This is a genomic window from Streptomyces kebangsaanensis, from assembly GCF_001906585.1.
In the GTDB taxonomy this organism is placed as follows: Bacteria; Actinomycetota; Actinomycetes; order Streptomycetales; family Streptomycetaceae; genus Streptomyces; species Streptomyces kebangsaanensis.
On sequence record NZ_JUJA01000039.1, the window covers coordinates 26,148 to 40,377 of the forward strand.

Here is a 14,230-nt window from a genome sequence, read left to right on the forward strand (position 1 = left end):
CGCCGCCGTGGACGGGCCGCCGGGCGGGACGCCGGGTGGTTCGGGGACTACCGGGTGGGCGTGCGGGCGGGCATGGTGGGAGGGGACGGGTTCCCGGCCCCTGACGAGTGCCCCGGTCGTCGTTGCCGGCCGGGGGGAGCCTAGGCGGTGACAGGCACATGGCACTGGGTGCGGCCACGGTCCCGTACGAGCTGCGGTTCGACGCCGGGCGGGTCTGTCTGGACCTGCTGTCCACCAGCCATCCCGCCGAACGACTGGACTCCCTCGCACCGTTGCGCGCCTGGATCGCGGGCTCGGGGCTGGTCCCGCCCGGTGCTCCACCGGCGCACGCGGACGCCTCCTGGATCGGCCGCTTTTGAGAACTTCGTGAAGATGTACGGGAGTTGGTGCTCGGTTGTCCGGTCGCCACGTCTCGGTCGTACGATGCCGCGCTCGCCCGCGTCAACGACCTCGCACGTGCCGCGCCCCCGGCCCTCCGTGCCGTACGGAGCGAAGACGGCACCCTCGTGAGTGAGTTGGCCGAGCCGCCCGAGTGCGCGGCGCTGCTCGCGGCGGTCGCCCGGGATGCCGTGGAGCTGCTCACCGACCCCGTCGCCCGGGCGGGCCTGCGGCAGTGCGAGGGCGACAACTGTCCGATCGTGTACCTGGACACGTCCCGGGGGCGCAGGAGGCGCTGGTGCTCCAGCGAGGTGTGCGGGAACCGCGAACGGGTGGCCCGGCACCGCCGACGCGCCGCCCTCGCCCGCGCGTAGGGACCGGGGGCCGAAGGAGCCGAACGACCGGTCGGTCATCCCATTTGCCGGTTGCGCGAGGTCGGCGTCGAAGTGATTTCGGTAACACCCCGTTTGGTGAGCAGGTTTGACGGGAAGTCAGCGCGGCCTTGATGTTGTGTCGGAAATGTAAACATCGCGCGGGGGGAATGTGCTCTCATGTCCCCCTCGTCACACCGGCCGCAGAAATCCGTCGGCCGGTTTTGAACACGGTGCGACCCACATCCGTACCCGACGGCGAGCGACCGACTGGGGGAAGCCCCGGACACCGGAGGTGGGCGTGCGCAAGGATGCGGCCGTGGCCAAAGAACGTGGAGCGAGGGCCCGACATCGCATGTCCCAGTCCTCGGAACCTGATGAGGAGTTGATGCGTGCGCTGTATCGAGAGCACGCCGGACCTCTCCTTGCGTATGTCCTGCGGTTGGTCGCCGGAGACCGGCAGCGTGCCGAGGACGTGGTGCAGGAGACGCTCATCCGTGCCTGGAAGAACGCCGGTCAGCTCAATCGAGCGACCGGTTCGGTACGCCCCTGGCTGGTGACGGTCGCCCGGCGCATCGTCATCGACGGCCACCGCAGCCGGCAGGCCCGGCCGCAGGAGGTCGATCCGTCGCCGCTGGAGGTCATCCCCGCGGAGGACGAGATCGACAAGGCGCTGTGGCTGATGACGCTGTCGGACGCGCTCGACGACCTGACCCCGGCTCACCGGGAGGTGCTCGTCGAGACGTACTTCAAGGGACGTACCGTCAATGAGGCGGCCGAGACGTTGGGCATACCCAGCGGCACCGTCCGCTCCCGGGTGTTCTACGCCCTGCGTTCGATGAAGCTGGCTCTGGAGGAGCGGGGGGTGACGGCGTGATGAGCGTGTACGGGGGATTCGGAACGGGTGGTTCGGGTATGTCTGGGTCCATGCAGGGATCTCAGGCCCCGAACGAGCACGAGACCGTCGGCGCCTACGCCCTCGGAATTCTCGACGACACCGAGGCGACCGCGTTCGAAGCCCACCTCGCCGGCTGCGAGTGGTGCGCTCAGCAGCTCGACGAGCTGGCCGGGATGGAGCCGATGCTGGCCGCGCTCGCGGACCTGCCGGGCTCCGGCTCTCCCGCGATCGGCGAGTCCCTGTCGGCCAAGCCCAGCCCGCGCCTGGTGGAGAAGCTCGTCGACGAGGTCGCCGAACGCCGCGCCCAGAAGCGCCGGCGCGGCTTCTACCTGGTCGCGGCGGCGGCAGCGCTGATCATCGGCGGCCCGCTGACCGTGTACGCGGCGGGCGGTTCGGACAGCGGCGGCAGGACCGACGTGGCCGTGGGCTCCGCGCCGACCACCTTCCAGGGGATGCCCGACAAGGTCACGGCGACGGACCCGACGACGCAGGTCACCGCGACCATCGCCGTGGAGAAGAAGGACTGGGGCACGAGCGCCGTCGCGGAACTGACGAACGTCACCGGCCCGCAGAAGTGCTCGCTGATCGCCGTCGGCAAGAACGGCGAGCGCGAGACCCTCACGACCTGGTCCGTCCCGCCCTGGGGCTACGGCACCCCGAACGCCAAGACGGAGGAGGCCAAGAAGCCCCTCTACGTCCGTGGCGGCGCCGCCCTGGAGCCGAACCAGATCGACCACTTCGAGGTGGTGACCTTCGACGGCAAGAAGCTCGTCGAGGTCAAGGCCTAGGTCAGATCGCCCGGCTTCCGTGAGCGGGTCCCCTTCGCGTACGGTTGACGGCTGCCCAGCACGTCAGAAGGGGGCCCGGTGGCCGCTCAGGCTCAACAGGATTCCGCGGTCGGAACGGTCCACGGCTCGGATCACGGGCCGGTTCACGGCTCGGAACACGGCTCGGACCACGGTGAGGCGCACGACTCCGTACGGGATCGGGAGATCCGCGGGGAGCAGCAGCACCTGGACCGGGTGTACCGGCGTCTCGAGGAGAAGATCCACGAGGCCGAGTTCCTGATGCGCGACGCGGCCCAGCGCGGCCAGGTGGGCACACCCGGCGCGCTGGCCGAGCGGGACGCGCAGGTCTTCCGGGCGGGCATCCACCTCAACCGGCTGAACAACGAGTTCGAGGACTTCCTCTTCGGCCGGATCGACCTGCTGGCCGGCAAGGACGGCAGGAAAGGACCCGACGGGGCCTACACCGCCGTGGAGCCGGCCGAGGGCACGGTGCGCGAGGACAACACGGCCGACATCGCCGAGACCCTGCACATCGGCCGTATCGGTGTCCTCGACGAGGACTACTCCCCGCTGGTCATCGACTGGCGTGCCCCGGCCGCCGCCCCCTTCTACCGCTCCACCCCGGTGGAACCCGGCCGGGTCGTACGCCGCCGGGTCATCCGCTCCAAGGGACGGCGCGTCCTCGGTGTCGAGGACGACCTGATGCGCCCCGAACTGCGGGCCTTCCTCGACGGCCACGAGCTGCCCGCCATCGGCGACGGCGCGCTGATGGCCGCGCTCGGCCGGGCCCGCGGCCACACCATGCGGGACATCGTCGCCTCCATCCAGGCGGAGCAGGACCTGGTCATCCGCGCCCCCGCCGCCTCGGTGACGCAGGTCGAGGGCGGTCCGGGCACGGGCAAGACGGCGGTCGCCCTGCACCGGGCGGCCTACCTGCTCTACCAGGACCGGCGCCGCTACGCCGGCGGCATCCTGATCGTCTCCCCGACCCCGCTGCTCGTCGCCTACACCGAGGGCGTGCTGCCCTCGCTCGGCGAGGAGGGCCAGGTCGCCGTCCGCGCGATCGGCTCGCTGGTCGAGGGGGCCGAGGCCACGCTGTACGACTCCCCGTCGGTGGCGCGGGCCAAGGGGTCGTACCGGATGCTGAAGGTGCTGCGGAAGGCGGCCCGCGGAGCGCTGGAACCCGGCGGGTCACCGGACCGGCTGCGGGTCGTCGCCTTCGGGCGCCGGCTGGAGCTGGAGGGCGAGGATCTGGACCGCGTCCGGCGCACCGCCCTGGGCGGCACCGCGCCGGTCAACCTGCTGCGCCCGCGCGCCCGCAAGCTGCTGCTGGACGCCCTGTGGGAGCGGTCCGGCGGCGCCGCCCGGCACACCGACCCGGAACTGGCCGCCGAGCTGCGCTCCTCCTTCGACGAGGACGTCACCGGCGAGGACTCCTTCCTCGCCTTCCTGGACGCCTGGTGGCCGGAGCTGACCCCGCGGGCCGTGCTCACCGCCATGGCCGACGAGCGGCGGCTGGGCCGCTGGGCCCGGCGGATCCTCAACCCCGGCGAGGTGCGCAGGGTCGCCCGCTCGCTCAGGCGCGACGGGTACTCGGTGCACGACATCGCCCTGCTCGACGAGCTCCAGGCGATCCTCGGCGCCCCGGCCCGCCCGAAGCGGAGGCGCGAACTGGACCCGCTGGACCAGCTCACCGGCCTGGAGGAGCTGATGCCCGTGCGCGAGGAGTCGCAGTGGGAGCGGGCCGAGCGGCTGGCGCAGGAGCGCACCGAGTACGCGCACGTCATCGTGGACGAGGCGCAGGACCTCACGCCCATGCAGTGGCGGATGGTCGGCCGCCGCGGCCGGCACGCCACCTGGACGGTCGTCGGCGACCCCGCCCAGTCCTCCTGGTCCGACCCGGACGAGGCGGCCGAGGCCCGCGACGAGGCCCTGGGCACACGTCCGCGCCGCCGCTTCCAGCTGACCGTGAACTACCGCAACCCGGCCGAGATCGCCGAGCTGGCCTCGAAGGTCCTCGCCCTGGCCATGCCCGGCTCGAAGGCCCCGTCGGCCGTCCGCTCCACGGGGGTGGAGCCGCGCTTCGCCGTCGTACGGGGCTCGGTGGAGAAGACCGTACGGGCGGAGGCCGAGCGGCTGCTGGACCGGGTCGACGGCACGGTCGGCGTGGTCGTCGCCATGAACCGGCGCGAGGAGGCCCGGCGCTGGCTGGCCGGGCTCGGCGACCGGGTGGTGGCCCTGGGCAGCCTGGAGGCGAAGGGGCTGGAGTACGACGCGACGATCGTCGTGTCCCCGGCGGAGATCGCCGACGAGTCCCCGGCCGGCCTGCGGGTCCTCTACGTCGCCCTGACCAGGGCCACCCAGCAGCTGACGGTCGTCTCGGGCGAGCGGGACGAACCGGACGGGGCGGGCGTGCCGGATCTGCTGCGGGACTGACCGGGTCCGCCGCGGGACCGAGGGGAACGAACCGCTTCGACGGGAATGGCCGCGGGGCATCCGTTTGTTAGCCTGGACGTGGCACCGGCCCGATCCAAGCCCCCGGGCCCAACCTTCGTCGCTCAGAGCGACCACTTGCCGCGAGGCGAGCATGGCGGGTCGGTGTCGCTTCACTTCTCCCAGAGGTCCGCGTCGCAAGAGTGACGCGGACCTCTTCTGCCGTGCGGGAGCCTTTCACCGTCCGGCGGTCTTCTCGTATGGTGAAAGTCACTTTCCGAAACGACACGCCCCCGGGGAACAAAAAGTCCGCAATCGAAGGCGGTTACCACGTACTCAGGGGTAGGTGCGACGATCGGACGGCACAACCACGCGACACGGTGAAAGCAGAGGAAGTCGGTCATGGCAACGGCGCCCAGCGTCTCCTACTCGATGACGATCCGGTTGGAGGTGCCGGCAGGCGGAACCGCCGTATCGCAGCTCACCACGGCCGTGGAGTCCTCCGGAGGCTCGGTGACCGGCCTCGACGTCACCGCGTCCGGCCACGAGCGGCTCCGTATCGACGTCACCATCGCGGCCACCTCGACGGCGCACGCCGAGGAGATCGTCGAGAAGCTGCGCGGCATCGAGGGCGTCACGCTGGGCAAGGTCTCGGACCGTACGTTCCTCATGCACCTCGGCGGCAAGATCGAGATGGCGTCCAAGCACCCCATCCGCAACCGTGACGACCTGTCCATGGTCTACACGCCGGGTGTGGCCCGCGTCTGCATGGCGATCGCGGAGAACCCCGAGGACGCCCGCCGTCTGACCATCAAGCGCAACTCCGTTGCGGTCGTGACGGACGGCTCGGCGGTGCTGGGCCTGGGCAACATCGGCCCCAAGGCCGCGCTGCCGGTCATGGAGGGCAAGGCGGCCCTCTTCAAGCGGTTCGCCGGCATCGACGCCTGGCCGCTCTGCCTGGACACCCAGGACACCGACGCGATCGTCGAGATCGTCAAGGCGATCGCCCCCGGGTTCGCCGGCATCAACCTCGAGGACATCTCCGCGCCGCGCTGCTTCGAGATCGAGGCGCGGCTGCGCGAGGCGCTGGACATCCCCGTCTTCCACGACGACCAGCACGGCACCGCGATCGTCGTGCTCGCCGCGCTGACCAACGCGCTCCGCGTGGTGGGCAAGGAGATCGACAGCGTGCGCGTGGTGATGTCCGGCGCCGGCGCGGCCGGTACGGCCATCCTCAAGCTGCTGCTCGCGGCCGGTGTGAAGAACGCCGTCGTCGCCGACATCCACGGCGTCGTGCACGCGGGCCGCGAGGACCTCGTCGACGCCGCCCCGGAGTCGGCGCTGCGGTGGATCGCCGAGAACACCAACCCCGAGAACCTCACCGGCACCCTGAAGCAGGCCGTGCACGGCGCGGACGTCTTCATCGGGGTCTCGGCGCCCGACGTGATCGACGGCGACGACGTGTCCGCCATGGCCGAGGGTGCGATCGTGTTCGCGCTCGCGAACCCCGACCCCGAGGTGGACCCGGCGATCGCCCGCGAGACGGCGGCGGTCGTGGCCACCGGCCGCTCCGACTTCCCCAACCAGATCAACAACGTGCTGGTCTTCCCGGGCGTCTTCCGCGGCCTGCTGGACGCGCAGTCCCGCAGCGTCAACACGGAGATGATGCTGGCCGCCGCGCAGGCCCTCGCCGACGTGGTCACCGAGGACGAGCTGAACCCGAACTACATCATTCCGAGCGTCTTCAACGAGAGGGTCGCGGGCGCGGTCGCGGGGGCCGTCCGGGAGGCGGCGGAGAAGTCCGGGGCGACGGCGTGACGAGCACCACGGCGCGGTGAAACCGGCGCGTCGCGGGACATCCGGTCACCGGAGCGGCCTTATCGTGCCTGGAATCGGGCACTCTTTTCGTGTGACGCCCGCGGGTGTTCTCGCGACTCCTATGGGTGCCGGATTGGCATTGATGCCGCAGGTGGAGGCAGGATGCCACCCTGGGCGCGAGGGTTTGGCGACGGACCCGGGTCCGGGGACCGACCGAGGACCCTGGCAGCATCGGCTTCGCTGTGCCCAACATGCGGCTTCGCCGCGTGGCACGCCGCAACGGCAAGAAGAACACGGGAGTAACAACATGAACCGCAGTGAGCTGGTGGCCGCGCTGGCCGACCGCGCCGAGGTGACCCGCAAGGACGCCGACGCCGTGCTGGCCGCGTTCGCCGAGGTCGTCGGCGAGATCGTCTCCAAGGGGGACGAGAAGGTCACCATCCCTGGTTTCCTGACCTTCGAGCGCACCCACCGTGCCGCTCGCACCGCCCGCAACCCGCAGACCGGCGAGCCGATCCAGATCGCGGCCGGCTACAGCGTGAAGGTCTCCGCGGGCAGCAAGCTCAAGGAAGCCGCCAAGGGCAAGTGACCTTGCCGTCCGTACGCCATGAGACGGCGTACGAGGCCCCGTAGGGCACACCACGCCAATGGGGCGGCCCCCTTTTTCACGGGGGGCCGCCCCATCGCCGTACACGCCCGTTGAGCCGGTCCCCGGCCCCGGGAAACGCCGCGTCGACCGTGGGACGGTCCCCGCGCCCCTCGCCGGGGGCGGCTTCGCGGTCCGGCCGGGGCCGCCGGGCGGACCGCGGCCGGGTCTGCTTCGCCGGGCCGCTGGTCGGAGGAGTTGTTCCCTCGCCGCCGACGCGGCGAGTTGTTGTGCTGCCCGGGGCCTCCGGCGGGGGCCCCGGAGCGTCGGCTGTGAGCCGCCGGGCCCGGGGTGGGCAGGAGCGCTCGGCCGGGCGCCCCCGGTTTCGGTGGATTCCGGTCAGGTGGTGCGCACCCGGGCGGGAACGGGCCGCTGCCCGGTCGGGCTAGGGCGTGTTTCGAAAGTAGCGCCGTCCGCCCGGAGGGCGGGCGCCGCGGCGTCTGGTGCGGTGCATCGCAAGGCGGAGGGTCGTCCGCGTACTGGGCGTACGCGGACGATCCCGACAACGCGGCGAGGCGCCGTGCCAGGCGTCGCGGGGCAGGCGGGACTTTCGAAACACGCCCTAGTGCCCGGGCCGGGGCCTGCGAGCGCGACCGGCTGGTGGACCTGCCGGGGTTCCGACCCTGGGCAGGCCCCCAGGCTCCCGGCCGCGCCGTCAGGCCGGGGCCGGGAGCCTGGGGGCCGGGGGCCGGCCGGGTCCGGTCAGCCGAGGGCCTGGCCCGGCAGTTCGACCTTGGCGCCGAGTTCCATGAGCTTTTCCATGAAGTTCTCGTAGCCGCGGTTGATCAGGTCGATGCCGTGGACGCGGGAGGTGCCCTGGGCGGCCAGGGCGGCGATCAGGTAGGAGAAGCCGCCGCGCAGGTCCGGGATGACCAGGTCGGCGCCCTGCAGGCGGGTCGGGCCGGAGACCACCGCGGAGTGCAGGAAGTTGCGCTGGCCGAAGCGGCAGTCGGAGCCGCCCAGGCACTCGCGGTACAGCTGGATGTGCGCGCCCATCTGGTTCAGCGCGGAGGTGAAGCCCAGCCGGGACTCGTACACCGTCTCGTGGATGATCGACAGGCCGGTCGCCTGGGTGAGGGCGACCACCAGCGGCTGCTGCCAGTCGGTCTGGAAGCCGGGGTGCACGTCCGTCTCCAGCGCGATGGACTTCAACTGGCCGCCGGGGTGCCAGAAGCGGATGCCCTCGTCGTCGATCTCGAACGCGCCGCCCACCTTCCGGTAGGTGTTCAGGAACGTCATCATCGACCGCTGCTGCGCGCCGCGGACGTAGATGTTGCCCTCGGTCGCCAGCGCCGCCGACGCCCAGGACGCGGCCTCCAGACGGTCCGCGAGCGCCCGGTGGGTGTAGCCGCCGAGCTTCTCCACACCCGTGATGCGGATGGTGCGGTCGGTGTCCATCGCGATGATCGCGCCCATCTTCTGCAGGACGCAGATCAGGTCCTCGATCTCCGGCTCCACGGCCGCGTTGGACAACTCCGTGACGCCCTCGGCCAGCACGGCCGTCAGCAGCACCTGCTCGGTCGCGCCGACCGACGGGTAGGGGAGGCGGATCTTCGTGCCGCGCAGGCCCTTGGGCGCCTCCAGGTACTGGCCGTCGGCCCGCTTCTCGATCACCGCGCCGAACTGCCGCAGCACGTCGAAGTGGAAGTCGATCGGCCGGCCGCCGATGTCGCAGCCGCCCAGCCCCGGGATGAACGCGTGCCCCAGCCGGTGCAGCAGCGGGCCGCAGAACAGGATCGGGATGCGCGACGAGCCCGCGTGGGCATCGATGTCGGCCACGTTCGCGCTCTCCACGTGGGTCGGGTCGAGCACCAGCTCACCCGGCTCGTCGCCCGGCCGGACCGTCACCCCGTGCAGTTGCAGCAGACCGCGTACGACCCGCACGTCACGGATGTCCGGAACGTTGCGCAGGCGACTCGGCTCACCGCCCAGCAGAGCGGCGACCATGGCCTTCGGTACGAGATTCTTCGCACCGCGGACACGGATCTCGCCCTCCAGCGGGGTTCCGCCATGGACAAGCAGGACATCGTCGTTGACGGTCATGTATCTCGCGTTCCGATGGATGAGTTGGTCAGGGGCCGGCCGATCACTTCGGTCAGGGGGCCGGAGAGACAGACTAGTCGCCGCGCGCCCCCCTTCCGTAAGCCCGTCGTCGGCCCGGTCGGGTCATGGCCGTGTCACAACACGAGCCGTTGAGCACCGGGCACGGACGGTCACCGGAACCGCGGTGCGCCGGTCACGCATCCGTGCCCCTGAACTGCTCTCACTCACGTAGCCGGATTGGCTCCCCACGTGACGGGAAGATGCGGGATCATGTCTGGCATGACCGAGGTGTCCTCGCTCACAGGGCGGCTGCTCGTGGCAACGCCCGCCCTGGCGGACCCGAACTTCGACCGTGCGGTGGTGCTCCTTCTCGACCACGACGAGGAGGGCTCCCTCGGTGTCGTCCTCAACCGTCCCACCCCCGTGGACGTGGGCGACATCCTGGAGGGCTGGGCGGATCTCACCGGGGAGCCCGGTGTCGTCTTCCAGGGCGGCCCGGTGTCGCTGGACTCCGCGCTCGGTGTCGCCGTCATCCCCGGCGGCGGCGCCGGCGAACACACCCCGCTGGGCTGGCGCCGGGTGCACGGCGCGATCGGTCTCGTCGATCTGGAGGCACCCCCCGAGCTGCTGGCCTCCGTCCTCGGCTCACTGCGGATCTTCGCCGGATACGCCGGCTGGGGCCCCGGCCAGCTGGAGGACGAACTGGCGGAAGGGGCCTGGTACGTCGTCGAGTCCGAACCCGGCGACGTCTCCTCGCCGTCCCCCGAGAGGCTCTGGCGCGAGGTGCTGCGCCGCCAGCGCAACGAGCTGGCGATGGTGGCCACGTATCCGGACGACCCGTCGCTCAACTGATGCCGGCCGGCTTCAGTACCCTTGCCGTATGAGCACTCTCGAGCCCGAGCGCGGCACTGGTACGGGGACCCTCGTCGAGCCGACGCCGCAGGTGTCCCACGGCGACGGTGACCACGAGCGCTTCGCCCACTATGTCCAGAAGGACAAGATCATGGCGAGCGCCCTCGACGGTACGCCCGTCGTGGCGCTCTGCGGCAAGGTGTGGGTGCCGGGCCGCGACCCGAAGAAGTACCCCGTGTGCCCGCTGTGCAAGGAGATCTACGAATCCATGAACGGCGGCGGCGAGGGCGGCGACGACAAGAAGTAACCGGCCACCGCTCGGCCGAGACCTGTAGGCCCCCGAGGCGCCCTCCGGCGTGCCCCGGGGGCCTGTGCTGTCGAGCGGAGTGTGCAGCATGTGCAACGCTCGTTGCGCTGCGTCGCGGCCGACGCTACCCATGAGGGCATGGCTACCCCTGAGGGCACGACCGACGTGATTCCGGCGCCGCGCGCCGTGGCCGGAACCCCGGGCCCCCCGGGCCGCGCCGTCCCGCTCGGCCGGGAGACCGTCCTGTGGGCGGCGCCGGGCACGGGCTCCACGGAGCGCTGGCTGCGCGCCACCCTCGGCGCGGCCCTCGGCCTGCCCCTCCCGGCCGGCCCCGAGGACGCCCCGAACTCCGTACGGCTGTGCCTGGACGACGCCCTGGAGCCCGAGGCGTACCGGCTCGCCGCCGTTCCCGGCCGGGGCGTCGAGATCCGCGGCGGCTCTCCGGCCGGGGTCTTCTGGGGCGCGCAGACCCTGCGCCAGCTGCTCGGCCCGGACGCCTTCCGGCGTGCCCCCGTACGGCCGGACGCCGCCCGCGCGGTCCCGGCCCGGGTCGTCGAGGACGCCCCGCGCTTCCGCTGGCGCGGGCTGATGCTCGACGTGGCCCGGCACTTCATGCCCAAGGACGGCGTCCTGCGCTACGTCGACCTGATGGCCGCGCACAAACTCAACGTGCTGCACCTGCACCTGACGGACGACCAGGGCTGGCGCGTCGAGATCGAGCGCCACCCGAGGCTGACGGAGACCGGCTCCTGGCGGGCGCGGACGAGATTCGGCCACCGGGCGTCCCCGCTGTGGGAGGACAAACCCCACGGCGGCCACTACACCCGGGACGACATCCGGGAGATCGTCGCCTACGCCGCCGAGCGGTACATCGGCGTCGTCCCCGAGATCGACGTACCCGGGCACTCGCAGGCCGCCATCGCCGCGTACCCGGAACTCGGCAACACCGACGTCGTCGACACCTCCGCCCTCACCGTCCGGGACGACTGGGGGATCAGTCCGAACGTACTCGCCCCCACCGACACCACCCTGCGGTTCTACGAGGACGTCCTCGGGGAACTGCTCGAACTGTTCCCCGCGGACGCGGCCGCGTTCTCGGAGTTCTTCCACATCGGCGGCGACGAGTGCCCCAAGGAGCAGTGGCGGGCCTCGCCCACCGCGCAGGCGCGCATCAAGGAACTCGGGCTGGCGGACGAGGACGAGCTGCAGGCGTGGTTCGTCGGCCACTTCGACCGCTGGCTCTCCGCGCGCGGGCGCAGGCTGATCGGCTGGGACGAGATCCTGGAGGGCGGGCTCGCGCCCGGGGCCGCGGTGTCGTCCTGGCGGGGATACGCCGGCGGGATCGCCGCCGCGCGGGCCGGCCACGACGTCGTCATGTGCCCGGAGCAGCAGGTGTACCTGGACCACCGCCAGGCCTCCGGCGAGGACGAGCCCGTGCCGATCGGCTACGTGCGCACCCTGGAGGACGTCTACCGGTTCGAGCCGGTTCCGCCCGGACTCGACGCGGACCAGGCCCGTCATGTGCTGGGCACCCAGGCCAATGTGTGGACGGAGGTGATGGAGGACTCCGCGCGCGTGGACTACCAGGTCTTCCCCAGGCTGGCCGCGTTCGCCGAGGTCGCCTGGAGCCCTCTGCCCGCTCCGGGGGAACGGGACTTCGCCGGTTTCGAGCGGCGGATGGCCACCCACTACCGGCGGCTGGACGCCCTCGGTGTCCGCTACCGCCCGCCCACCGGGCCGCGTCCGTGGCAGCGGCGGCCGGGTGTCCTGGGCCGGCCCGTCGAGGGGCCGCCGCCGTCGCGGTAGCCGGCCGGCGGGCACCGGGGCGGCCGTCGGCCCGCCGTCTCGAACTGGTGCTGGAAAAAGTCCGCAAGAGTCAGCGAAGAGTGGAAATTCGCCCGCATCGGTGATGCCCTCCCAAACAGGTCGATGTCACTGGTGAGGTGGGCGAACACCCCTTAGCGGACCCCTGTCTTCGACCCCTGCGAAGATGTGCCAGAGTTGCCACGTCCGCCCTGTCGGCACGTACCGTACGGCAGCACGGGTGGGACCAGTGGGCAGCGGGAAGGGGCAGCCGGTTTTGACCACGCACGCACCGCAGGCGGGGCAGGCCGTCACGCTGCCCACGACGCTGGACGAGGCCGTGGCGGCGCTCGCCGCCATGCCCGCCGCGGTTCCCGTGGCGGGCGGCACCGACCTCATGGCCGCCGTCAACTCCGGGCAGCTCAGGCCCGCCGCGCTGGTCGGCCTCGGCCGGATCAGCGAGATCCGCGGCTGGCAGTACCAGGACGGCCACGCACTGCTCGGCGCGGGCCTCACGCACGCGCGCATGGGGCGCCCCGACTTCGCCGCCCTCATCCCCGCCCTCGCGGCGGCGGCGCGCGCGGCCGGCCCGCCGCACATCCGCAACGCGGGCACCCTCGGCGGCAACATCGCCTCGGCCGCCCCCACCGGGGACGCGCTGCCGGTGCTGGCCGCCCTGGAGGCGACGCTGATCGTCGCGGGCCCGGGCGGAGCCCGCCGGGAGATCCCGGTGTCGCACCTGCTGGCCGGCGTGGAGATGCTCCGCGCGGGCGAGCTCATCGGCTACGTGCGCGTGCCGCTGCTGCACGCGCCGCAGGTCTTCCTGAAGGCGACCGGCCGCACCGGCCCCGGCCGCGCGGTGGCGTCCGTGGCGCTGGTCCTCGACCCGGCCCGGCGCGGGGTGCGGTGCGCGGTGGGCGCCATAGCGCCGATGCCGCTCAGGCCGCTGGACGCCGAGCACTGGGTGGGCCGGCTCATCGACTGGGACAACAACCGCGCGATCGTCCCGGAGGCGCTGAACGCCTTCGGGGAGTACGTCGCCGCGGCCTGCATCCCCGATCCGGCCCCGGCCGAGGACGGCTCCGTGCCGCACCTTCCGCCCGCCGTACTGCATCTGCGGCGCACCGTCGCCGTACTGGCCCGACGAGCACTGGGGAGGGCGCTGTCGTGACCGACGACCAGCACGGAGAGGGCGCTCCGGGCGGCGGCCGCTGGGACCCGCTGCCCCAGGGCGACTACGACGACGGCGCCACCGCGTTCGTGAAGCTGCCCGAGGGCGGCATCGACGCCCTCCTGGCCGCACCCGGGCAGGGCTATGTGCCGCCGCAGATAACGGTCGCGCCCACCGACCCGACGGCCACCGACCCGGCGGCCACCGGCGGTTGGGCCGTGCCGGGCGCGCCCGCGGAGGGCGCCCGGTGGCCCGAGCCCGGCGCCGCGCCGCAGGGCACGGGCGCACAGGCGGACGACCGGTTCACGTACCACCCGGAGGCCACCCAGCACTGGACCTTCGACGAGACCCGGGCGGACCAGGCCGCCGAGGCCCCGCACGCGCCCGGGCAGGACGTGACCGGGCAGTGGTCGATCCCTGTCGCCCAGGGTGACATCCCGGACGAGTCGGGCGAGTTCACCACGTCGTCCCTGGTCCAGCAGTGGGGCGGCACCCCTCCGGCCACCCTCCCCGGCGGCGCGGCCGCGCCGTGGGCGACGGAGGCGGTGGGCGAGGCGTGGAGCCGGCCGCGCGCCGAGGCGGAGTCGGCCGGGCAGCCGGGCGAGCGGGCGGCGGACGGCACGCACGCGCGTGGGCCGGCCGGACAGCCGGGCGAGGGCGGGCAGGGCGCCGGGCCGGCGCAGGACCCGTACCGGGCCGGGGCTCCGGCAGGCGGCGCGCAC

General features: G+C 72.5%; 10 protein-coding genes and 2 pseudogenes. 11 read left to right on the plus strand and 1 reads right to left on the minus strand.

What is annotated here, in order from left to right:
* Positions 1 to 158 precede the first annotated feature (158 nt).
* From RH94_RS05105 to RH94_RS05130, 6 genes and pseudogenes are all read left to right on the plus strand, one after another.
* A pseudogene (locus RH94_RS05105) lies at positions 159 to 752 on the plus strand (CGNR zinc finger domain-containing protein).
* A gap of 352 nt (positions 753 to 1,104) precedes the next feature.
* Complete coding sequence (locus RH94_RS05110) at positions 1,105 to 1,626, plus strand: sigma-70 family RNA polymerase sigma factor (RefSeq protein ID WP_019056398.1); 522 nt, start codon at positions 1,105 to 1,107, stop codon at positions 1,624 to 1,626.
* A 50-nt stretch (positions 1,627 to 1,676) separates the two neighbouring features.
* On the plus strand, positions 1,677 to 2,435 hold the full coding sequence (locus tag RH94_RS05115; RefSeq protein WP_073946454.1) for an anti-sigma factor family protein: 759 nt from the start codon (positions 1,677 to 1,679) through the stop codon (positions 2,433 to 2,435).
* Positions 2,436 to 2,513: 78 nt separating this feature from the next.
* On the plus strand, positions 2,514 to 4,871 hold the full coding sequence (locus tag RH94_RS05120) for a HelD family protein (RefSeq protein ID WP_079188902.1): 2,358 nt from the start codon (positions 2,514 to 2,516) through the stop codon (positions 4,869 to 4,871).
* 399 nt (positions 4,872 to 5,270) lie between these two features.
* Positions 5,271 to 6,686 carry an NAD-dependent malic enzyme gene (locus tag RH94_RS05125; RefSeq protein WP_073946456.1) on the plus strand — a complete coding sequence of 472 codons (1,416 nt, stop codon included), beginning with the start codon at positions 5,271 to 5,273 and terminating at the stop codon, positions 6,684 to 6,686.
* A gap of 307 nt (positions 6,687 to 6,993) precedes the next feature.
* Positions 6,994 to 7,275 carry an HU family DNA-binding protein gene (locus RH94_RS05130; protein ID WP_073946457.1) on the plus strand — a complete coding sequence of 94 codons (282 nt, stop codon included), beginning with the start codon at positions 6,994 to 6,996 and terminating at the stop codon, positions 7,273 to 7,275.
* Positions 7,276 to 8,034: 759 nt separating this feature from the next.
* Here RH94_RS05130 and murA read toward each other — a convergent pair.
* Positions 8,035 to 9,375: a UDP-N-acetylglucosamine 1-carboxyvinyltransferase gene (gene murA, locus RH94_RS05135; RefSeq protein ID WP_073946458.1), complete on the minus strand. Its 1,341-nt coding sequence runs from the start codon at positions 9,373 to 9,375 to the stop codon at positions 8,035 to 8,037.
* Between the two features lie 279 nt (positions 9,376 to 9,654).
* Here murA and RH94_RS05140 point away from each other — a divergent pair, with 279 nt between their 5' ends.
* The 5 genes and pseudogenes from RH94_RS05140 to RH94_RS05160 form a co-directional block, all read left to right on the plus strand.
* A complete protein-coding gene (locus tag RH94_RS05140; protein ID WP_073946459.1) occupies positions 9,655 to 10,227 on the plus strand; it encodes a YqgE/AlgH family protein in 573 nt (190 codons plus the stop codon).
* Between the two features lie 28 nt (positions 10,228 to 10,255).
* Positions 10,256 to 10,534 carry a DUF3039 domain-containing protein gene (locus RH94_RS05145; protein WP_073946460.1) on the plus strand — a complete coding sequence of 93 codons (279 nt, stop codon included), beginning with the start codon at positions 10,256 to 10,258 and terminating at the stop codon, positions 10,532 to 10,534.
* Between the two features lie 138 nt (positions 10,535 to 10,672).
* On the plus strand, positions 10,673 to 12,340 hold the full coding sequence (locus RH94_RS05150) for a beta-N-acetylhexosaminidase (protein WP_073946461.1): 1,668 nt from the start codon (positions 10,673 to 10,675) through the stop codon (positions 12,338 to 12,340).
* Positions 12,341 to 12,614: 274 nt separating this feature from the next.
* The gene (locus tag RH94_RS05155) at positions 12,615 to 13,508 is read left to right on the plus strand and encodes an FAD binding domain-containing protein (RefSeq protein ID WP_073946462.1); all 894 of its coding nucleotides are present in this window, start codon (positions 12,615 to 12,617) and stop codon (positions 13,506 to 13,508) included.
* A pseudogene (locus RH94_RS05160) lies at positions 13,505 to 14,230 on the plus strand ((2Fe-2S)-binding protein); the annotation flags it as partial. The gene RH94_RS05155 and the pseudogene RH94_RS05160, both read left to right, overlap by 4 nt.